The 20,227-nt window shown below is 40.9% G+C and carries 23 protein-coding genes; 15 read left to right on the forward strand and 8 right to left on the reverse strand.

Translation table 11 applies throughout. From position 1 onward, the window contains the following. Window positions 1-382 precede the first annotated feature (382 nt). Complete coding sequence (locus B2400_RS03250) at window positions 383-1,231, forward strand: universal stress protein (RefSeq protein ID WP_293930725.1); 849 nt, start codon at window positions 383-385, stop codon at window positions 1,229-1,231. 90 nt (window positions 1,232-1,321) lie between these two features. Here the strand turns inward: B2400_RS03250 and B2400_RS03255 are convergent, their stop codons facing one another. The 7 genes from B2400_RS03255 to B2400_RS03285 all read right to left on the reverse strand — a co-directional run bounded on the left by B2400_RS03255 (window position 1,322) and on the right by B2400_RS03285 (window position 10,269). Beyond that, complete coding sequence (locus B2400_RS03255) at window positions 1,322-3,784, reverse strand: phosphocholine-specific phospholipase C (protein ID WP_293930728.1); 2,463 nt, start codon at window positions 3,782-3,784, stop codon at window positions 1,322-1,324. A gap of 445 nt (window positions 3,785-4,229) precedes the next feature. Continuing rightward, on the reverse strand, window positions 4,230-4,970 hold the full coding sequence (locus B2400_RS03260) for a dienelactone hydrolase family protein (RefSeq protein ID WP_293930731.1): 741 nt from the start codon (window positions 4,968-4,970) through the stop codon (window positions 4,230-4,232). A gap of 31 nt (window positions 4,971-5,001) precedes the next feature. After that, window positions 5,002-6,009: an alpha/beta fold hydrolase gene (locus B2400_RS03265; protein WP_286650605.1), complete on the reverse strand. Its 1,008-nt coding sequence runs from the start codon at window positions 6,007-6,009 to the stop codon at window positions 5,002-5,004. A gap of 25 nt (window positions 6,010-6,034) precedes the next feature. Then, window positions 6,035-6,892: an NAD(P)-dependent oxidoreductase gene (locus tag B2400_RS03270; protein WP_293930735.1), complete on the reverse strand. Its 858-nt coding sequence runs from the start codon at window positions 6,890-6,892 to the stop codon at window positions 6,035-6,037. Window positions 6,893-6,901: 9 nt separating this feature from the next. Further along, the gene (locus B2400_RS03275; protein ID WP_293930738.1) at window positions 6,902-8,017 is read right to left on the reverse strand and encodes an aldo/keto reductase; all 1,116 of its coding nucleotides are present in this window, start codon (window positions 8,015-8,017) and stop codon (window positions 6,902-6,904) included. 846 nt (window positions 8,018-8,863) lie between these two features. Beyond that, a complete protein-coding gene (locus tag B2400_RS03280) occupies window positions 8,864-9,802 on the reverse strand; it encodes a DUF1801 domain-containing protein (RefSeq protein ID WP_293930741.1) in 939 nt (312 codons plus the stop codon). An 11-nt stretch (window positions 9,803-9,813) separates the two neighbouring features. Then, window positions 9,814-10,269, reverse strand: a complete 456-nt coding sequence (locus tag B2400_RS03285; RefSeq protein WP_149526343.1) for an SRPBCC domain-containing protein — start codon at window positions 10,267-10,269, stop codon at window positions 9,814-9,816. Window positions 10,270-10,528: 259 nt separating this feature from the next. Here B2400_RS03285 and B2400_RS03290 point away from each other — a divergent pair, with 259 nt between their 5' ends. The 14 genes from B2400_RS03290 to B2400_RS03355 all read left to right on the forward strand — a co-directional run bounded on the left by B2400_RS03290 (window position 10,529) and on the right by B2400_RS03355 (window position 18,841). After that, window positions 10,529-10,942, forward strand: a complete 414-nt coding sequence (locus B2400_RS03290) for an SRPBCC family protein (RefSeq protein ID WP_149526344.1) — start codon at window positions 10,529-10,531, stop codon at window positions 10,940-10,942. Between the two features lie 18 nt (window positions 10,943-10,960). Then, window positions 10,961-11,356 (forward strand): VOC family protein, encoded by a 396-nt coding sequence (locus B2400_RS03295; protein ID WP_293930748.1) that lies wholly within the window; start codon window positions 10,961-10,963, stop codon window positions 11,354-11,356. 3 nt (window positions 11,357-11,359) lie between these two features. Further along, window positions 11,360-11,815: an SRPBCC family protein gene (locus tag B2400_RS03300; protein WP_293930751.1), complete on the forward strand. Its 456-nt coding sequence runs from the start codon at window positions 11,360-11,362 to the stop codon at window positions 11,813-11,815. Between the two features lies 1 nt (window position 11,816). Beyond that, complete coding sequence (locus B2400_RS03305) at window positions 11,817-12,245, forward strand: DUF1801 domain-containing protein (protein ID WP_293930754.1); 429 nt, start codon at window positions 11,817-11,819, stop codon at window positions 12,243-12,245. 77 nt (window positions 12,246-12,322) lie between these two features. Then, window positions 12,323-12,736, forward strand: coding sequence for a DUF6157 family protein (locus B2400_RS03310; RefSeq protein WP_293930757.1), 414 nt, complete (start codon window positions 12,323-12,325; stop codon window positions 12,734-12,736). 141 nt (window positions 12,737-12,877) lie between these two features. Then, entirely contained in the window at window positions 12,878-13,390 is a 513-nt protein-coding gene (locus B2400_RS03315; protein WP_149526349.1) for an SRPBCC family protein, read from the forward strand. Window positions 13,391-13,440: 50 nt separating this feature from the next. After that, window positions 13,441-13,887 (forward strand): VOC family protein, encoded by a 447-nt coding sequence (locus B2400_RS03320; RefSeq protein WP_149526350.1) that lies wholly within the window; start codon window positions 13,441-13,443, stop codon window positions 13,885-13,887. A gap of 74 nt (window positions 13,888-13,961) precedes the next feature. After that, entirely contained in the window at window positions 13,962-14,336 is a 375-nt protein-coding gene (locus tag B2400_RS03325; protein WP_293930765.1) for a glyoxalase, read from the forward strand. A 115-nt stretch (window positions 14,337-14,451) separates the two neighbouring features. Continuing rightward, window positions 14,452-15,282, forward strand: coding sequence for a VOC family protein (locus B2400_RS03330; RefSeq protein WP_293930768.1), 831 nt, complete (start codon window positions 14,452-14,454; stop codon window positions 15,280-15,282). 409 nt (window positions 15,283-15,691) lie between these two features. Next, window positions 15,692-16,699 carry an OmpA family protein gene (locus tag B2400_RS03335; protein ID WP_293930771.1) on the forward strand — a complete coding sequence of 336 codons (1,008 nt, stop codon included), beginning with the start codon at window positions 15,692-15,694 and terminating at the stop codon, window positions 16,697-16,699. Between the two features lie 12 nt (window positions 16,700-16,711). Then, window positions 16,712-17,254, forward strand: coding sequence for a DUF1697 domain-containing protein (locus B2400_RS03340; protein WP_293930773.1), 543 nt, complete (start codon window positions 16,712-16,714; stop codon window positions 17,252-17,254). Between the two features lie 17 nt (window positions 17,255-17,271). Then, on the forward strand, window positions 17,272-17,793 hold the full coding sequence (locus B2400_RS03345) for an SRPBCC family protein (protein WP_293930776.1): 522 nt from the start codon (window positions 17,272-17,274) through the stop codon (window positions 17,791-17,793). A 4-nt stretch (window positions 17,794-17,797) separates the two neighbouring features. Further along, complete coding sequence (locus B2400_RS03350; protein WP_293930779.1) at window positions 17,798-18,172, forward strand: nuclear transport factor 2 family protein; 375 nt, start codon at window positions 17,798-17,800, stop codon at window positions 18,170-18,172. A 132-nt stretch (window positions 18,173-18,304) separates the two neighbouring features. Then, complete coding sequence (locus tag B2400_RS03355) at window positions 18,305-18,841, forward strand: hypothetical protein (RefSeq protein WP_293930782.1); 537 nt, start codon at window positions 18,305-18,307, stop codon at window positions 18,839-18,841. Window positions 18,842-18,844: 3 nt separating this feature from the next. Here the strand turns inward: B2400_RS03355 and B2400_RS03360 are convergent, their stop codons facing one another. Then, window positions 18,845-19,981 (reverse strand): serine hydrolase domain-containing protein, encoded by a 1,137-nt coding sequence (locus tag B2400_RS03360; protein WP_293930785.1) that lies wholly within the window; start codon window positions 19,979-19,981, stop codon window positions 18,845-18,847. Window positions 19,982-20,227: the final 246 nt, after the last annotated feature.

Here is a 20,227-nt window from a genome sequence, read left to right on the forward strand (position 1 = left end):
GTAGTTAGACCTATGGCGGCTTGTGGATTTTAGACATTAGATATTAGACATGAGACGTTAGATTTTAGACGTATGTTATAATAGCATATTTGATATAATCTTCGCACATAAAAAAATCCTGAGGTTGGGGGCCTCAGGATTTTTAACAAACCAATTATTAACCTAATTATGAAATTATTTACTCTTTTTACTCTACGCTGTGCGCTTTTGCTACAATAATAACGGATCTATCTATCCTATCGTATTTTTAAACCTTCACCTTAACAATTTTTAACAGGAATGCATTTTAAGTGGCAATATCACGACATTTCCGATTCTGTTTATTTGCTTCCCGACAACGTTTTGGGTATATTTGGTTAATAACCTTTTTAATTTCCTCATCATGAAACATGCCTTGCTCGTCCCTACCGATTTTTCAGAGAACGCATGGGTTGCTGCCCAGTACGCTGCAGAATTAGCAAAGAAATATGATTGGAGTGTTCAGATACTCCACGTCTATCAAACATTCTCGCGATTGCTTGCCACGCAAGAGTTTAAAGATGAAGTTAGTCGACATAATACGAATGCCGCTGAGGACGACATGGAAATCTTCTACAATCGTTTTAAAACGGCCTATCCAAGTATTGATAGCACAGCAGCCTGTATGGAAGGCAACCTGAATGATATTATTCTAAATCTAATTGATGAAAATCCGGTAAAGTTTATCGTAATGGGTACCAAAGGTGCTAGCGGTTTGGTCAATGTCGCCATTGGCAGCAATACCTACGAGCTCATCCGCCATTCTCCGATTGGGGTGCTCGCCGTACCGGAAAACTTTGGAGACTTTAAGTTTGAAAAAATAGGCGTATTAACAAACTTCAAGGATCATGATATAGAAATATTGAGCGAGTTTGTAGCACGAACTGGTCTAAGTCTGAAAATATCGTTGCTACATGTCAACGAGGCAGCGAAAAAACCAAGCTCCGAGGATGTGCTTTTCTGGCAAAAGAAGGTGATGAAAGAATTGGGAAGCGATGAAGTAACTTATCATGACTACGAGATGGTCAACCGCCTGGACGTCAGGGAGCCGATCACATATGCAGTTGAACGATTGGTTGAAGATGAAAATATAGATGTGCTACTCGTCTCTTACACTCGTAAGAGCTTTTTCCGAAGTTTATTTTCAAGAAGCCTACCTAAGATCATAGCGAATAAATTGACCGTACCGACTTATTTCAAAAAAACGGATTAGAGAGAAGCCTTTACATAGAAAAAGACTATAATAACAGAGCCCTTTTGATTAGAGGGCTCTGTTTATTTATTTGTTCGTTAAATCCTATACTTATTTAGCTCCCATAACCGGATCGGTCATGCTTGGCTTTCCATTTTCCTGGTGGCCAGCATAGATCAATAAAAGCTGTCCATCCTCTTTGCTCGTCACTTCCATGTGATACCAGCCGGAAGAACGTGCAAGATTCCAAGTATGCCCTGAAGTTTTTCCTTTGGTAACTTGTCTCGAAGCATGTCCATACGCAATATGTTCAATAGACAAACCTATAGCTGAGGGGCTAGTCTTTAATTGCAGTCCGCGCATATGATCCGCAGCAATTACAGTCACTGCAGAAGGTATATTCTTTTTGCTAAATGCGAAACGGCGATAAAAGCCGTTTGGCCCATAGACTTCTATATCAATTTTATCACCCACAAACTTATCAAAAGACCACTTATAATGAATCGACTCATTCGGTTTGACCGCAAAATTGAATACTCGATCAAGTTCGGATCGCTCCCCAAAAGGCACTGCCGATTTCGCAAAAAATGGAACACCAACAACCTTATGCGCAGGCAACTGACCAGCCACTTGAAAGATTAGTGTAAATATTTGATTAGCCTTATCCACAGCGAAGTTCACATCTATGTCGTACGGAATAGCACAAGCCTGTTTGGTTCCAGGTTCAGCTAACTGCAAACCATTATTTCCCTTTTTGAAGGAAATGGCTTTCGCGTCTTCTAGGCTGTCCAGTACATCGAAATCTTCCGGCAAGCCCTTCGCCTGTGCCTTATAGATTCGGCTAACTTCCGCATCGCGATCAACAAAATCGATGGTAGGACGATTCGAATCTTCCGGTTTGCGGAAGACTGAAGTCAAATCGCCACAGACCAAGCGTCGCCACGCGCTGATATTCGATTCCAAAACCTTCTTACCGGTCTTCTTCTGAATAAAATGTTCTAAGAATTGTAAAGTCGAGGTATGGTCGCATACTTCAGAATTCACCCAACCGCCTTTGCTCCATGGAGAAGCAATCACTAAGGGCACTCGGAAACCTAATCCGATTGGTGAATCAAGTGTACTTTCGTTATTCCCTGATCTTTTCTTCTCTTGTTCATTCGTGACGAATTCATCTGCCGTTTCCATTCCTTTAGGCACAGCACCCGTTTCCGGTCGTGTATGTAAGGCAGGAACAAATGGTGGTATATGGTCGAAATAACCATCATTTTCATCATACGTCAAGATGAATATTGTTTTTTTCCATACCTCAGGATTTTTAGTCAAGATATCCAAGGTCTCAGAAACATACCATGCGCCAAACCATGGCGAGCCCGGATGATCCGAAAAACGACATGGTGCCACGAGCCAGGAGACCGTAGGTAGTTTGTTCTCTTCCACGTCTTTGCGGAATTGATAGAATAGATCTCCTTTAGGGACTTTCACAGTCCTTTCCGTTCCACTGTCCGAATACGTAATATCTGCTAAGCTATGATAGTCTGGATCGCTCGTATTCGTGGTGAAAGCGCGCTTATGAATCTCCTGTTCCTGTTTAGTCAACTTTGCAAAATTGGCTGGAGAATAGCGCTCTACATCTCTTTTATAGCCTTCTAATCGATTCACCACTTTTTTGTAAGCCTCCTCGCTCGCAAAGCGGCTCGTCATCACTTGATGTTCGATTTTAGGAATCTCTTTCTTTATATACTCATAATATGCCGGATGGAACTTCACCTGGTATTGCTTATGGAATTCCAAGTTATTGTCTGTAAAATTGGCTAGCCAATCTTCCTCTTCGCCCTCAAATCCTACAGGGACACTAAGCTCATTCTGATAAACACGCCAATCGATCCCAGCCTCTTGCAAGCGTTCAGGATACGTCTTCCAAGATACATCGCGATAGTTGATTTGTCCGTTGTCCACATGTGCCGTTGACTCTGGATTGCGAGGCTCCTCGCGTACTGTGCCAGACCAAAAATACGAGCGATTAGCGCTAGTACCGGTCAAAGAAGAACAGAAATGCTGATCGCAAACCGTAAATGCATCCGCAAAAGCATAGTAAAACGGCAAATCCTGACGATTGTAATACCCCAAGGTCAATGGCATATGCTGATAATTCGGATTACCCGCCTTTTTTGCCTCCAACCAGGTATTCATCTTCCCATTGTTTCGAGCGTAGACCATATCGCGCCAACCATGCGGAAGGGAACCCATCCATGTAGATTTGGTCTTTTCGATGTCCAAATGAAACGGCGTGTAATATTTTCCCTGTGCATTTTTTTGAAGCCATATCGGTAAACCCTGATTGGTAATAGTACGTGGATCGTTAAATCCACGAACACCCTTTAGTGTTCCGTAGCTATGGTCGAAAGAACGGTTTTCTTGCATCAAGAAAACGACGTGCTCGGCATCTAGATATGTTGAACCCGCAGGCGCATCAATCGCCAAAGCGCGTTGAATAGAATCAGGCATAAACTGTGTCGCAGCTGTTGCGCCAGCTAATAAGGAAGCTTTTCTTAAAAAGTCTCTTCTAGTATCCATGAGGTACTGCTTTTAGGAAGATTTCAAACAATAGATTAATTTTTGAACAATATAGAGATTATTTCATGAAGCACTAATGACTATACAAAGAATTAACATGAATTACATCACAATTTAAAGTGACAAATGTAAATTGGTTTACAATAAATTAAAACAAAAAGAGAATGAAAATTATTTAAATATAATTTTCACTTTTATGATTTATTATTTACCTTTAAATTAACTTACCGTATTACACTACAAATCAATATATTATGAAGATACTCCTATTCCTTTGTGTATTATTTTGGCTTTTCTTCATCTTCTGTCTTATTATTTCAAAGAAGTATAATCTTGAGCTAACCTGCGACTGGTTGTTATTTTACAGTTGGTTAGGAACTTCCTTTTGGTATATCTTGATAAAGAAGGAGCTTAAACCAAAAGGAAGATAATTTTATTGAAATGATTACTTTAACAACTCCTGCAAAAATAACAGGGTATGGTTCCACGCTCTTTTTGCCATAATCTCGTTATAATCTGGAGACTCTGGATTTGTGAAGGTATGCTTTGAATTGGCGTAAGTAATGATTTGCCAATCTGCTTTCCCCTCGTTCATTTCATTTACGAGCTGTTCAATGTCCTCTTTTTTAACACTTGCATCATCTGCAGGATGTTCTACAAGTACTTTGGCCTTTATCGCTTCATTAGGTCGATCCGCGGCTTTCGCTAGCCCACCATGTATGCAGACCACGCCTTCTACCGGCAGTCCCCCTCGTGCAGCTTCCAATGCACCCGTACCACCAAAACAATAACCAATAACGGCTATCTTGTCGGCTCCTTGCTTCTTCATTTCCGTCAGTGCTGCTTGAATGCGACTTTGGTAAAGCTTAAAATCATTTTTGTACTTTGATGATAAACCCGACGCCGCCTGATTGTCCGCAGGTGTATTCCCTACTCCATATATATCGGCAATAAAGGCTATATAGCCCTGCTTTTCCAAGTCAAGCGCCGCTGTCTTCGCTTCCTGGTCGATGCCCTTCCAAGCGGGTAGGATCAGTACTCCAGGTTTCGTACTGCCTGCGTTGGAAGTAACCATCCCCTTCAGCTTCTGTTCGCCATCTTTGTAATCCACGGATTTCAGTTCCTGCGCATTTCCGCCCATGCTGCTTAGCATGCCGAATAAACATAATATCGTTGCGTACTTCATATATACTGTTTTTAGCGTATTTAATTCATTACTACTTTTTTAGAAACATTTTTAACGGCTCAATAAACCGATCGAAGACTTCGATGTGCGGTAAGTGCCCTACATTTTTCAATTCCACAAGTACGGATCCTTTTATTTTCGATTGTGTCATTTTGCCTAAGATTTGATATTGCCCTAGGGAAGCTTTTATTTTTTCATCTTTAACTAAGTTTTTCCCAATAGCAGTTCTATCTCGCGTCCCGATGATCAATAAAGTTGGAACCTCTAACCGATCAAATTCATAAACAACAGGTTGTGTAAAGATCATATCAGCCGTTTGTGCATTATTATAGGCAACGCGAGGATAGTCGGGATGCTTTACCCAGCCCGTCAATAAGTAAACCCATTCATCGTAGCTCTCTTTCCATTTATTATCGTAGTAAAAACCTAGCTGATAATCTTTAACAGTTTCATAAGTCACCTTAAGTTCTGCCGCATAATGCTTGTCAATTGACGTATATGGTGCATAAAGTTTCCAATCTTCTAGGCCGATTGGGTTTTCCAAGATGAGCTTTTCCACCAAATCAGGATACATTAACGCGAATCGAGTAGCCAGCATTCCACCCATCGAATGTCCTAAAAGGGATACTTTTTCTATTTTAAGATGATCCAGCAAGGCCTTCGTATTTTCTGCGAGCTGTTGAAAAGTAAATTGATAACGTTCAGGCTTTGCAGACTTTCCGAAACCGATTTGATCGGGAGCAATTACGCGGTATCCATCCTCGGTCAAAGCTTTAATCGTTGTCTTCCAGTAAGCAGCATTAAAGTTCTTCCCGTGTAGAAGTACTACAATTTTACCTTTGGAGTTTCCCTCTGGCGGCACATCCATGTAAGCCATTGGGAGTTCCTGCTGTTGCGAAGAGATCAACAACTCTTTAACCGGATAGGGATATTCATAGTTGCTCAATCGGATATCCAATACCTTTCGATGCTCTTGAGCAGCAAGCCACGTGAAGTTCAGGCAGCATATTAATGTCAAACAATAGCCTATATATCGCATGCTTTATTAGCTTTAGATCTTTTCCTTAATTATTCTGTTTCCGCAAATACTCGATTACCGCCATGACATCCTGTTCCCCAAAACCTTTATCATGCGCTCCTTGATATGTTTTCATTAGGGTATCGGTCATCGGATAGTCTGCGCCCGCATTGACCGCTAATTTCACGTCCTTCAACATAAAGTCTAAGGCGAATGCCGCCGGAAATTCATTGTTTACCAGCAATGGTGTTTTAACTCGGCTGGCACCACTCCCGCTCGCACTTTCATTTATTATTCGCATCATGTCGTCCGCTGCAATTCCCATCTTCTCTGCAAAAAGCACGGTTTCTGCCATACCCTGATACAAAATCGATAGATAATAGTTGATGCAAAGCTTAGCTGCAATACCTTTCCCATTATCGCCTAGGTGGAGCGTTTCTCTGCCCATGACGTCTAGGTATGGTTTCACCTTCAATAGATATCCGTTGGCACTACCCACCATAAATATCAATGTTCCATCTTTCGCCGGTTGAGTACTGCCCGCTACCGGCGCATCAACAAAGCCTGCTCCGCTGCCAGCAAGCAATTTCGCAACCTCCGTCGAGCATTCCTGAGAGATGGTACTCATATCGACAAAAAGCTTCCCTTCAATAGGCAGTTGTAATACCGTTTCATAAACCGCATGCACCGCATCATCATTGCTCAGCATCGTGAAAATAATATCACTTTCTGACACGAGTCGCGGGATATCTGTGCATACCTGCGATTTAGCAGCAAAGTCGGCTGCTTTCTCTGGGCTCCTGTTATAAACTGATAATGGGAACCCTGCATTTTCTAGGTTCTTAGCCATGGGATGGCCCATGTTTCCTAATCCAATAAATCCGATTCGTTCTGTTTGGTTCATAATCCTAAGTTACGCTTTTGGAACCGGAGCATGCGCAGCAATAAGATTTTCTTTTTTCAGGTCATCCCAGAATGCTTTAGGGATCTCCTTCTTAAAAGCAGCCACATTCTCCTGAACTTGCTCTACCGTATGTGCTCCAGGGATTACCGCAGAAACCACATCCGGAGCGGCGGAAAATTGCAGCGAAGCCGCTAATAGATCTACCTCATGGCGTTGAGCAACGGTTTTCAATCGTTCTAATTTTTTCGCAGCAAACTCCGGAATCTCTTTGCCATAGAGGTAGCGGTTTTTCCCTGCTAAAAATCCTGCACACAAAGGAGCTCCAACGACAATGGACATATTTCGTTCGGCTACCTTCGGAAAAACCTTATCCAAATCGTCGATATGATGGATCAAAGAATATTGGCATGCCGAGAGAAAAATATCCGGGTCCGAATCGTCGATGGCCCGAAGTATGGGCTCGATAGTATTAACACCGAATCCCCAAGCTTTTATCAGCCCCTCCTCTCGCATTTTGGTCAGTTCTCTCATTGCTCCCTCCTTCGCGATGTCATAATATTTTACCCAATCATCACCCATATCCGCATTGTCGGGAGATAAGTCATGTATGAATACAATATCGATGGCAGGAAGGCCTAACCTCTGCAGGCTATCCTCAACACTTTTACGGGTGCCTTCTGCCGAATAATCGTAGGTATAATCAAAATTCATACGGCCATTCCACATCAACCCCTCTTGTTTAAAGTTATCATGGGGTTTTAATATCCGCCCTATCTTAGTCGAGACGATATAATCTTCCTTAGGCTTGTCTTTTAAGAACATACCCATCCTGCGCTCGCTGATTCCCAAGCCATACCATGGTGATGTATCGAAATAGCGAACACCAGCATCCCATGCTGCGCTCATACTTTCCAAACATTCAATATCTGGATTCTCCTGAAACCCATTGCCAATAGCGACACCGCCCATTCCAATCTTATCTTTCGGTCTGAATTTTCCCATGAACTTTTCTTTTTGATTATGTTGATTTTGTTCATAGATATCAGCAAAGGCACTCGCTCTGCCCATAGTCGCCAACGACATCGCTAGCAAACTACCCTGTTGAATAAATGTTCTTCTTTGCATAAAAATCTTGAACTGTCTATATAAACAACAGTTTGAAACATTTTTTGTTGGCGCTATTGAATAGTGATTTGAACCAGGAAAGGAAGGATACAAGGATCGGCAGGATGTTTTGAGTTGGAAAAAAGCGTTTAAATTGGCAGGATGTTTTGTATTGAAAGAAGGGAGTTAAGGACATTTGTCTTGAACCAGGAAAGGAAGGATACAAGGATTGGCAGGATGTTTTGAGTTGGAAAGAAGCGTTTAAATTGGCAGGATGTTTTGTATTGAAAGAAGGGAGTTAAGGACATTTGTCTTGAACCAGGAAAGGAAGGATACAAGGATTGGCAGGATCGGGTATATTTTCGTTAGTAGCGCGACTGACCTTCTTTTGCTTAAAGCCCTTTCATAACCCTTTCACTCCCCTTTAATAACCGTATCAAAGCCGCTTCCGATGGGCTATGATTTGGTTATGAAAGGGATGTGATTATTGTAATAGTAGAAGTTGCTCTAGGTTCCACTCGAGGCAGAAATTAGCCATAAGATAAAAGACTTAAGATGTTGAACGGGCGTCTTGAACCAGGAAAAAAAGGATTTTAGGAGAAACAGGATCCTGCCCATCCTTGCATCCTTCCTTTCCTGGTTCAGAAATAGTAGTTAGTAGTAAGTATTTAGTACTTAGACCCATAGCGGAAGATCCCGCCAATCCTTAAATCCTTCCTTTCCTGGTTCAAAGACAACACGTCGATCCTTAACCCTTTCCTATCCTGTTCAAAATGATCCCGCCAATCCTTAAATCCTTCCTTTCCTGGTTCAAAACAAAATACCCTTTCATCCTCCCCTTCCTGTTTCAAATCCCAGTCAGTCCCTCTACTTTTTGTACTTGTCGTGTAGGCCTTTTCCGTCCAATATGAGGGGTTTTATTTTTTCTAATCGAGCAAGTTTGGTTTTCTCTTGCTTGGCTTCATCGATATGTTCGATGTATTCCTTTTGTTTGCCGGTTGTCAGCTTTTTGAAAGCTAGGTCAAAAGCTGAGTCGCTTTCCAAAGCTTCTTTTAATAGACCTTCAATTGCTTTTGGAGTGCTTTTCTCTGCCTTGATCTCTTTTCCGTCTTTGATGGTTTGTATGGATTCGTTGATATAAGCGAGGATTTTTTTCTCATCCATATCCTTCACATCGGTAAATCGCCACTGTCGGAGCGCCTTGGTTTTACCTTCAGAGGCATTGATCAATACTTTTTCTTTGTCCTCCAAGAAAACACCATTGTAGAACCAAAGGGAGAAAAAGTCTTTGAACCCGCCCCAACCAATCAGATTTTTCTTTTGGAAGGTGTAGATATCGGTTCCCCATTTAAATTCTTTTTGCAAAGGTTCCGTAGTCTTCACGATCAATTGATGCATTAATTCAATACATTCTCCCCACCGCTCGTAGTTCTTGTGCCAATTCGGCGCAGTTTTGTCTTTCAGTTTTTCTGCATTAAAATCTACCATCACTTTGATTAAATCATTGGGTAATGGCTTATCTAGAGGCAGTTGTACAGCCCCTTTGGAGGTCTTATAGCCGGATAGTAATGGGGAAAATTCTTCGATAGCTTCTGTGCCTGGGTAAAGTCCTAAGTGGTTTTTGAATAGCGCAAAATGGATTAAATTGCCATTATAACGAAAGGTAGGCATACCGTAGTTTATCGTTTCGGTAGTCCCCTCAGGTGCGTGCTTCAAAATTAGCTGTCGTAATTCATTCAGCAGCGGCTGCTTATCGGCATCTACTGATTGTATATACTCTTCGATAGTTGAAAATGACTTGCTCATAAGATATCGGATTATTCTGGGCGCATAAAGTCGAAAGCACCTTTACGAAGGTTTATTCCGTATTCTAAACTCGCCTTTAAACAGGCTAGGAAATTCGCCCAACCTTCTGATTGTCCGATTGCCTGCTTAATTCCTTCTTCATCGTTATTCATCGAACCCTCTACAACGCGAACAACAGTCGACCCGTCGGGTAATGATTGAAGATGCATTTCTACTAACATACCTTCCGCACCGCCACTCCAATCAAAGGATATATATCTATCCTTTTCGATATGCTTCGCTGTTACCGGAAAGGTATCTTCAAACTCTGGAAATTTCCAGGTCACTGTCTTACCATTTTCTAATGGTCCGGTCGAACTTTCAATAAAATATTTACTCATACCCTCTGGTTTTACAATTGCTTCAAAGACTTCGTGTGCAGGCTTTTGAATTTGTATAGAGGCTTTTGCTGTTAGTGCGTTTTCCATAAAGTAATATTATTAGGCTTTTTTATGACATGCGTATTCCTACACAAATGAAGAAATAATTTATGATTAACAAAATCATTATCTAAAAATATTCGTTTAGGTAATACAAGCTGCCCTGCTTTTTTGCAATTTAGCAAGAGCAATTCGCAGCACTAACTAAAAAGATGAAAGCTCGATTATAGCAAATGATATTCTTGTCATAGGGCAAGCGGATATCGTGCAGAGAGCGATAACTTCGTATAAACAAAAACTAAAAATTATGAGCAGCAAAAAGATTCATATCGAAACCTTGGTCAATGCCCCTATTCAACAAGTTTGGGATGCATATAATAATCCTGACGACATTAAACAGTGGAACCAGGCGTCGCCGGATTGGCATTGTCCATCTTCGGAAAACGATTTAAGAGTTGGTGGTAAATTCAAGAATAAAATGGCTGCGAAAGATGGCAGCTTCGAATTTGATTTTGAAGGAACTTATACCGAAGTAACGCCCTTAAATTCTATCTCCTATGTGATGGCGGATGAGCGAACCGCAGACCTTAAGTTTACAGAGCAGGGCGATAATACACTTATCAGTGTTGATTTCGACGCTGAGAATATGAACCCTGAAGAAATGCAAAGAGAAGGCTGGCAAGCTATCCTGGATAGTTTTAAAAATCACGTAGAAAAGTAGTTTATTAAAGACACTTCGATGAAAGACAGTGAATACAGACTGGGACAAATTGTTTGGGCGGACTATACGTCTGAACATGCAGATAGCCTCAAAGAGTTCTACAAAGAAGTTGCTGGATGGAAGGAACATCCGATAAAAATGCAAGATGAGAACGGCGAATACCATGACTATGCGATGCTTCGAGAAGACAATGAAGTAGCAGGAGGAATTTGTTATAAGCGAGGCGTAAATAGTGCTATCCCTTCGCAATGGATTATGTATATCTATGCGCCAGACGTCAACGAGCGATTAGAAAAGGTGCTGGCGTTAGGGGGCAAATTAATCCATTCGAATAAAGGAAAAGACGGCAAGTACAATTTTATTATCGTTGAAGACCCCGCAGGTGCCGTTTTTGGCATCGGCAGAATGCAATAAACCATGAAGACATTATATTTCAAAGAAACGATTGATGCATCGCCAAGTAAGGTGCACAATCTAATGCTCTCTAAGAAGAGCTATGAGGAGTGGACAAAGCCCTTCTCACCAACCTCCACTTTTCAGGGGGATTGGAGTTCAGGATCGAAGATATTTTTTGTATCAACGGATGAGGATAAAAAGGATATGGGGATGATTGCTCGCGTGGAAACAAATATACCGGGTGAGATTGTAATCATTCGGCATATCGGAATTCTATCAGATCAGGGAGAACTTTATGAGGGTGAACATGTGGACCCTTGGAAAAACTCGTTAGAAATCTATCGTTTTAAAGCCGTAGGCAATCAAACCGAAGTTTTATGTTCCCTGGAAGTGGACAATAACGAATATGAGGAAATGTTTGGCGCGATGTGGCCTAATGCAATGAGAGTTTTAAAAGACATCTGCGAACGAAGCTAGTATGGCAACTCTTAAGACAAGTTTTACCGACGAGGATGTAGCGTCTTTCATCGAAAGTGTTGACAATGAACAGAAGAGAAAAGACAGCTATGCGCTGATTTCGCTAATGGAAAAAGCCACCGGAGAGAAAGCCAAAATGTTCGGGCCTACGATCGTTGGCTTTGGTCAATATCATTATAAGTATGATTCTAGGCATGAGGGAGATGCTCCATTGTTAGGCTTTTCCCCGAGAAAAGCAGCCATTTCTTTGTATGTCTATACTGGTGGCAAACGTCAAGATGAGCTATTGAAATCTTTCGGAAAATACAAGATGGGTAAGGCCTGTATTTACGTTAAAAAGCTGAGCAATATAGACGTGGATGTCTTAGAAGACCTGATGAAAGATTCCATTCAGTTTACCAGTGAAAAATACCAGCGAGTAAAAAGTTAAATCTGGTTTTCCTGTTGACATATGGTTGTCATGAGCCACTCCTAAATTTGAGTATCAACAATAAACTTATTCAAAGCATGATGCATAGCACGAACTACTACAACAGCCTGATTACCGTAGCGGAGGACTGTAAAGTCGATCAAGGTACTATTCCTAAGGAAAATCCAGACAAACTTACCGTAGCGAACTATCATTTTCAGATGATCAATGCTGAGCCATTAGCCTTGGATTCGGATGAGGTAATTTTTAATACGCATGCCATTCGGAAGGATATCGTAGCTGCGGAACGTGAGAAAGAACGGGATGCTTTTTTCTCCAAAGGTCAAGCATGCTTACGCACGAGCCCATTGGCAAAAACCTATGGTTGGGGCATCTATTTTAATGAAGAAGGAAAAATGAAACTTATTGATTCGGCAAGTGATGAATACCAAAAACTACTTGACGATGAGTCGATTAAGAAGATACCAGCCATGCGAAGTACGAAAAAGTAAAAACTTGTCATAGGCGAAGTTGATTTGAATATTTCCTCTCTAACTTAGTTCTGTTAATTGATTATACATCGATAATGAATGCTTGGAGAGCATCAGATAATCTGAAATAAAAGCATTCAAAATCACGTAAACTAAAATGTTATGGAAAATTCAAAAGATTATCAGTTCCATATTGATCAGGCTAACAACACTTTGCTTATCAAGCGAACCTACCCTGCGAAATTAGAGACTGTTTGGCGCGCATTTACTGATGCAAAAATACTCGATCAATGGTGGGCCCCTAAGCCATGGAAATCGGAAACTAAGTCGCAGGAGTTTGAAGAAGGCGGCAAATGGCTTTATGCCATGGTAGGGCCAGAAGGCGACAAAATGTGGTCAGTCGCCGAATATCAGCAGATTACTCCACAGATTAGCTATAAAGTATTGGATGCGTTCTCTGATGAGAATGGAAATATCAGTAATGAACACCCTACATCGACCTGGGAAACGAAGTTTACCTCCATGGGAGATCAAACCGAAGTAACCAACGTTATTACGTTTAAAAGCTCCGAAGACCTGCACGCTATACTAGATATGGGCTTCAAAGAAGGGTATGAAATGGGACAACAAAATTTAATCGACTGGTTGGATGAGAACCCAGATATCGCTACTTAACAACAAAAACATCAATTAAAACATATTAACAACACTTAACAAGAAAGATTATGGCAAAGATTCATGCTTATTTAAATTTTGATGGTACCTGCAAAGAAGCGTTTGATTTCTATTCGCAGGTATTCAGTTCTCCTGTTACAGGAACGTACTTTTATGACGATATGCCTTCGGAACCAGGTTCGCCGGAACTTCCGGAAAGCGCAAAAGGAAAAGTAATGCATACTTCATTAGCTTTGAACGACACGACGATGCTGATGGGATCTGATGTAGTTGAAGGTTTTGGAATGAAACTTAACAATGGGAATGCGACTTATATTATGCTTGATGCAAAAGATGCTGAGGAAGCAAGAACGCTACATCAGGCGCTATCCAAAGACGCTAAAGTAATGGAGATGGAATTGGGTGAAACATTCTTTGCGGAGCAATTTTCTTCTTTCGAGGATAAATTCGGTATTTACTGGATGATCCATTTCGAAGGGAATAAGAAAATGGGCTAATACCTATTAAATCATAAAAAGTGCGATATCGTTTAGATTGATATCGCATTTTTCAATCTTATTAAATCTACAAAATGATGCAGCAGCCACAGTTTCAACCGGGGAAGAATATGGCGATGAAAGTGTCTTTAGCGAAATATCATGAAACGGTACATTTTTACCGGGATATATTGCTTTTAGATGTGGAGGAGGTCGAACTTAACCATCCTCAGGTTGCCAAAACCTGCAAGGTAAAAATTAACGATATGATCCTTTGGATCGATGGAATAGAGAATCTTTCGCAAAAAGATCTTTGGTTTGAGATGGAGACCGATTCAATTCAGGCAGCGATGGAATATCTTTCAGCCAATAATGTGGAGAAAGATGACAGTCTGGAACAATTACCCCCGAATGCGCATTGGATTAAAGACCCTGTAGGCAACATTATTTTGTTGAGACAAAAAGCCTAAGAGCGATTACTTCCTCCCTACCTATTGGAAAAATAGCAATAAAACAATAAACCTCGTGGTTCTCCAAGAAATCATACTACTCAATCAATTTTATAGAAAAATTAAAAGTGCGATCATGAAAAATCAGCTAATACCTTCACTTTGGTTTGACAATAACGCGTTGGAAGCTTTTGAATATTACGCAGAAGTTTTCCCAAACAGCACAGTTTACAAGAATAGCCCTATTGTTGTTGAAGGCGCCATTATGGGAATCGACTTCATCGGAATTAACGGTGGACCGCATTTTAAACCCAACAATGCAATTTCCTTTATGCATGTTCTACAGGATCGTGAGACTATTGATCGGATTTGGGGACGCCTTAGCGTGGGGGGCACTGTATTGATGGCGCTTGATTCTTATCCATGGAGTGAGTATTACGGCTGGATAACCGATAAATACGGCATTGGCTGGCAGTTATATCTTGGTAAATTAGAAGATGTGAATGGGCAGGCGGTAATTCCAACTTTGATGTTCTGTGGAGAGCAGCAAGGAAAATGTGCTGAGGCGTTAGCATTTTATAAAAATGTCTTCAAAAACTTCGAACAACAGGGTGCTCACCCCTATCCGGATGGTGAGGTAAGAGGACAGATTATGCACGCTCAATTTATTGTCAACGGGTTGACGCTTGCTGCTATGGATAGTGGATACCCGCAAGACTTCACGTTCAATGAGGCTGTTTCAATAACTATAACCTGCAAGGATCAGGAAGAGATCGATTACTACTGGAACGCCTTTACGAAGGATGGGAAAGAAAGCCAATGCGGTTGGTGTAAAGATCCTTTTGGAATATCATGGCAGATCGTTCCGGAAAACATCAGCAAACTTTTGGAAGCTAACCCGAGTGCAGGTGCCGCATTGATGAAGATGAAGAAGATTGTAATCGATGAGTTAGTGAATGCTAATTAAAGATATCACTATTAAAAATAAAGCCCATCAAGCGGTATTGCTTGATGGGCTTTCTAATTTTATAAGTAATTATAATTATTTGGACTAATATGGAAGATAACCACATTTAAGATCGACAACTTTATCGGTTGCTTCCTTTTCGATATTTAGAGGCTGTGAACCACTAATTCCGTAGGTATAAACCGAACCTTTGAATTGGCTGCTTGAGTTAGGATTGAAAGTAGCAATGACGATATGAACCAAAATCTGAACCCGTCATATACTTTAAGCCAACAGCATTAGTGTTTCTGGGATTCGCTTTCTTCCTAAATAAGAAAACAACCATAGAGCATTTTCTCTCAAATCAGTAGCAACGAACAGTTCCTCCAATTTTTGCTATATTTATACAACAACAGCACTAATTAAAACTATGAAAAGACACTTGCTATCCAGCTTAGCCATCGCACTATTGGTTTCATCATGCAATAATTCAGGTCAGGAAAACACGAATGATCGCGATACGACCATCGTTATTCAGGACACAATCATTGATACTACTGCGAATACCCAAAGCTTAGATATAACTAACATACAAATATCAACTGCCGATATTGGGGATTTCCCGTTCTTTACTGCTCCTGAAGGGAGTGAGTATATCAACAACCCGAAAGTAAAAGCCTTCGATGCCCTGCTGATCGCTATGCCTGACGGTACTTTACAATCCAAAGAAGGGAAAGTGTACCGTTCATTCATACATCCACTAAAGAACTCCACAGTGGAAATCACAAACCATTACCTCAACAAAAGCTATGAGGAAGCGATATTAAAAGCCGGAGGAGTGAAACTATTTGAGGGAAAGCTTTCTGCAGATCAAATAAAGCACTACGACGAAAAGGCCAAATACAAGGGTGAAGATGGATCAATGGATGTCTATAACAACTCCATTAAATCGTACATCATTCGTCGTGCGGAAGGAGATATTTACATTCAACTAGAGGACAAATCAGCAGACGCTACGACTATCCAGATCTTACAGGAAAAGCCATTGGTACAGACCATTCAAAAGATCAGTTCCGAATCAATTGCTAAGGATATCGCTGCTAAAGGTAAATCGATCTTGTATATTAATTTCGACACAGATAAGGCAAGCTTAAAAGCCGACGGGATTGAAGTTGTTGACGAAATAGCGAAAGTGCTCAAATCAGAAGCAGATCTGAAATTAACTATTGAGGGGCACACCGACAATACAGGTGATGCGGCACACAACAAAAAGCTTTCTGAAGATAGAGCTAAGTCTGTCGTGTCGGCGTTAGAGAAAGCCGGAATCGATAAAACTCGGTTGAAAGCGGTTGGATATGGTGCTGAACGTCCGTTGGTAGCAAACGACTCGGACGAGAACAAAGCAAAAAACAGACGTGTCGAGCTTGTCAAACAATAAAGCGTACGTAACATGAACACATTCGTCATCTTTCTTCGTGCAGTCAACGTGTCGGGGAAAAACTTGATCAAAATGGCCGAATTGAAGGATGTCTTGGCGAATGCTTCGTTTACAAACGTACAAACCTATATACAGAGTGGTAACATCATTTTGAACAGTCCTTTAAGCGCTGCAGCGACGGAAAAAGAAGTTGCTAGCTTAATCAAAAAGCAGTTCAACCATGATGTTACTACCTTTGTCTTAACCGAAGAACAGCTAAAAAATGCGCTAAAAAGCAGCCCCTTCGCAACTGACCTTCCCGGAAATCGAGTATTTATAACATTTCTCGCAGATCCTATCGAAAAATCACTTCGCGACGAAATCAATGCGCTAAAATACCTTCCCGAAGAATTTCATTGCGATGATCAAGTTGTATATTTCTATCTGCCAGATGGTGCAGCGAATGCGAAACTGAGCAATAACTTTTTTGAAAAGAAGCTAAAAATAAATGCGACCGGACGCAATGTAAATACCGTAAAGAAGATGCTAGACCTTCTGGCCGCCTCCAAAAACTAAAACCAAAACAATTAATTATGAAATTTTTAAAGTATTTCCTATTTATCATCCTAGGAATTGTAGCGCTGGTACTCGTACTCGGCCTTATCCTACCGAAAGATTTTCACGCTGGAAGTGAAATCGTCATCAACAAACCGCGCCAAGAAGTGTTTGATTATGTAAAGTACATTAAGAATCAGCACAAATTTGACGCCTGGTCGCGAAAAGATCCGAATATCACGCAGGCTTATGAAGGCAATGACGGGACCGTCGGATTTATTTACACATGGGAAAGCAAAAAGGTTGGTGATGGAAAACAAGTCATAACCCATATCGAGGACGGTAAAAAGGTAGCCATGGATTTGTTCTTTAACGGCTCAGATGATGCCAATAAATCGTATATGCTTGTCGAGGAAGCAGGACAGGATCAAAGCAAAGTTTCTTGGGTTATTGATGGATCAATGCCTTATCCCTGGAACGTCATGACATTATTCTTTGATATGAATGATGACTTTAAATCGGGGTTAACGAACTTGAAAGAAATTTTAGAAAAACAATAGACTCATGAAAATTACAGTTCCTAAAGATTGCGATAATGCGCCTAAGCGACGTATTATAAGAGATTTCAACTTGGCATTTGCACATGCCGATTTAGAAGCAATAGCTGAATATGTTCACCAAGATGCCGTTTGGAATATGGTTGGCGACAAAGAAATTGTTGGCAGAGATGCAATCATCGCATTTTTAGGAACTCTTAATTATCAAAAGGCCACCGCAATCGAATTGCAGGTGATCATAACCCACGGGAAATTTGCATCTGCGATGGGAACCCTCAGCTATGGAAAGGAAACAATCGCTTTCAACGACACCTATGAATTCACATCCGCTGGAAGTAGCATCCTCAAAAAGTTCACTAGCTTCGCCATACCATTAAAATAACTTTCACGTTTCCAAAAGACAACAAGATAAACGAAAGGTGTTGATTGCCTTTGAAGACAAACACAATAAGAAAAACATAAAAAGAAAACAATCTATAGCAAATCGCTATTTTAGCTTATAAATTCTATCTATATGAGGTTACTGATCTTACTACCGGCGTCACTCCTATTCATTGCCTGCCAATCGAATAGCAAAATGAATTCTGATAAACAAACAGATAGCATTGCACATGTGCAGGATACTGCTTCAACGTCTTGGAAAAATGAGGGTTGCGCCTGGCTAAAGACCAATGTAGAAAAGAATTTTACGAACGACGGCAGGGAAAATATGGAAGCTATTACCACGCCTGAATATTACGAATATAAGAGCGACGCGACGAATGTCGATCTAATCGTTGATGGAAGTTTGACAGCAGCCGAGTTCGAAAAGAAATGGGGCAGTAAGTTCGACACGAAGTATGCCGGCATTGGCGCAGGATTTCTGATATCAGGACAAGATTGGGGAAGTATTACCCTTTCGACCTGCGACTATATGAAGGGAAATGAACAGGAAGCAACTTACAAAGTGCTGATCTCCGACTGCCAATATAATACCGACTATCATCGCGAAATCACCTTAGTGAAGGATCAGGAAAACTTTAAGATTGCCAACGTTAAGGAGTTCGATTAAGGCTTAATGCTTATCAGCGTAAGCATCACTGAGCCAACGGAATACCTCCTTACCATTCATTCCTTTTAATTGAATATCCAGAACTTTCAAGACCTGATCAAAAAAGGAACTGATCTGCATATCATCTCGATTCGTAAACAGGCTTATCGATTTTCCTTCCTCCGGTATCAGTAACACGATATTGTGAAAGCCGGTGCTTTCTCCAGAATGTAATAAGCAGGTTCGACCTGCATTATTTTCTATGACAAACCATCCCAAACTGTAATCGACAGCCTTAGAAACGTTTGATGCAGTCTCTTGTCGCAATAAATCCTTTCCATAATCCGTGTTAGACATCGCCAACTGCATCACATGGGTAGCCCATATTTGATAATCTACGGCAGAGCAATAAACACCGCCATCGCCTTTTGTGGCACTCGTGATGCTCTGATCTGCGAAGACAAAGTTCTTGTCGCGCAGCGTATATCCGAATGCTCGATTTGCAATTCTAGCCTCCTGCTCAAATATCTGTGTATGCACCATCCCTAATGGATCGAATACCTGCGTTTTCATATAGTCAGTATAGACCTGTCCGCTCACGCGCTCCACAATCAAACTCAATAAGCAATAAGCGGTATTACTATACTTAAAACGTCTATTGTCTTCGGTAAATGCATCTGTATAAGGACTTACCAATTGCAGCACGTCAGCATCCGACAATTGTTCTTTTTGCTGCTCTGGGATAATATTCTCGTAATCCTTAATTCCTGACGTATGGTTCAAAAGCTCCGAAATCTTAATTGTCGCTGCCGCGCCCTTCAGACTCGGAAGAAATTTACCAATGGGGTCTGTTAGTTTCAACTTCCCTTCCTTAAACAACTGATAAATGGCGTATGCCGTAAACTGCTTACTTACCGAAGCCATCCGAAAATTGCTCGTTAAACTTAACGAACTGCTGTCATCTAACTTGGCAACACCCTGCGCATTGCTGTAAATCGCTCCTTTACCTACATCACTGATTAACAAAACAATACCCGGATCATCTGAATTAGGATAGTAGCTCGCAATGAGCGAATCTAATTTCGCTGTTTGATCTTGCGCATGCGCAAAGAATACAAAACTGAAAATACAGACTATAAGTGAGTTCCTGAGTTTAAGCATAAACAATGCTAAGTAAATTATCTGAAAATAAAAAGATGAAGACTAAAAGCAGAATTAATCCTTCCAAATTTTAATCGAAGCCTTTTCATAGCCCAATCATAGCCCTTTCGGAACGGCTTTGATTGGGCTATGTATTGGGTTTACATTGGGTTTAAAAGGGTTTTGAGTAGTAGTTAGTATAAGAATTAGATTTCAGACATTAGATTTTAGATATAAGAGTGTGGCGCCGATTAGGCGCCTTTATTT

The organism is Sphingobacterium sp. UBA6645, from assembly GCF_002455685.1.
In the GTDB taxonomy this organism is placed as follows: Bacteria; Bacteroidota; Bacteroidia; order Sphingobacteriales; family Sphingobacteriaceae; genus Sphingobacterium; species Sphingobacterium hotanense.

Bases quoted from the DNA above. Each gene is read 5' to 3' on its own strand.
- B2400_RS03285 (WP_149526343.1), bottom strand. From the start codon at position 10,269: ATGGAAAACGCACTAACAGCAAAAGCCTCTATACAAATTCAAAAGCCT.
- B2400_RS03260 (WP_293930731.1), bottom strand. From the start codon at position 4,970: ATGAAGTACGCAACGATATTATGTTTATTCGGCATGCTAAGCAGCATG.
- B2400_RS03340 (WP_293930773.1), top strand. From the start codon at position 16,712: ATGAACACATTCGTCATCTTTCTTCGTGCAGTCAACGTGTCGGGGAAA.
- B2400_RS03310 (WP_293930757.1), top strand. From the start codon at position 12,323: ATGATGCATAGCACGAACTACTACAACAGCCTGATTACCGTAGCGGAG.
- B2400_RS03360 (WP_293930785.1), bottom strand. From the start codon at position 19,981: ATGCTTAAACTCAGGAACTCACTTATAGTCTGTATTTTCAGTTTTGTA.
- B2400_RS03255 (WP_293930728.1), bottom strand. From the start codon at position 3,784: ATGGATACTAGAAGAGACTTTTTAAGAAAAGCTTCCTTATTAGCTGGC.
- B2400_RS03315 (WP_149526349.1), top strand. From the start codon at position 12,878: ATGGAAAATTCAAAAGATTATCAGTTCCATATTGATCAGGCTAACAAC.
- B2400_RS03320 (WP_149526350.1), top strand. From the start codon at position 13,441: ATGGCAAAGATTCATGCTTATTTAAATTTTGATGGTACCTGCAAAGAA.
- B2400_RS03305 (WP_293930754.1), top strand. From the start codon at position 11,817: ATGGCAACTCTTAAGACAAGTTTTACCGACGAGGATGTAGCGTCTTTC.
- B2400_RS03350 (WP_293930779.1), top strand. From the start codon at position 17,798: ATGAAAATTACAGTTCCTAAAGATTGCGATAATGCGCCTAAGCGACGT.
- B2400_RS03345 (WP_293930776.1), top strand. From the start codon at position 17,272: ATGAAATTTTTAAAGTATTTCCTATTTATCATCCTAGGAATTGTAGCG.
- B2400_RS03280 (WP_293930741.1), bottom strand. From the start codon at position 9,802: ATGAGCAAGTCATTTTCAACTATCGAAGAGTATATACAATCAGTAGAT.
- B2400_RS03295 (WP_293930748.1), top strand. From the start codon at position 10,961: ATGAAAGACAGTGAATACAGACTGGGACAAATTGTTTGGGCGGACTAT.
- B2400_RS03335 (WP_293930771.1), top strand. From the start codon at position 15,692: ATGAAAAGACACTTGCTATCCAGCTTAGCCATCGCACTATTGGTTTCA.
- B2400_RS03300 (WP_293930751.1), top strand. From the start codon at position 11,360: ATGAAGACATTATATTTCAAAGAAACGATTGATGCATCGCCAAGTAAG.
- B2400_RS03275 (WP_293930738.1), bottom strand. From the start codon at position 8,017: ATGCAAAGAAGAACATTTATTCAACAGGGTAGTTTGCTAGCGATGTCG.
- B2400_RS03325 (WP_293930765.1), top strand. From the start codon at position 13,962: ATGATGCAGCAGCCACAGTTTCAACCGGGGAAGAATATGGCGATGAAA.
- B2400_RS03250 (WP_293930725.1), top strand. From the start codon at position 383: ATGAAACATGCCTTGCTCGTCCCTACCGATTTTTCAGAGAACGCATGG.
- B2400_RS03265 (WP_286650605.1), bottom strand. From the start codon at position 6,009: ATGCGATATATAGGCTATTGTTTGACATTAATATGCTGCCTGAACTTC.
- B2400_RS03270 (WP_293930735.1), bottom strand. From the start codon at position 6,892: ATGAACCAAACAGAACGAATCGGATTTATTGGATTAGGAAACATGGGC.
- B2400_RS03330 (WP_293930768.1), top strand. From the start codon at position 14,452: ATGAAAAATCAGCTAATACCTTCACTTTGGTTTGACAATAACGCGTTG.
- B2400_RS03355 (WP_293930782.1), top strand. From the start codon at position 18,305: ATGAGGTTACTGATCTTACTACCGGCGTCACTCCTATTCATTGCCTGC.
- B2400_RS03290 (WP_149526344.1), top strand. From the start codon at position 10,529: ATGAGCAGCAAAAAGATTCATATCGAAACCTTGGTCAATGCCCCTATT.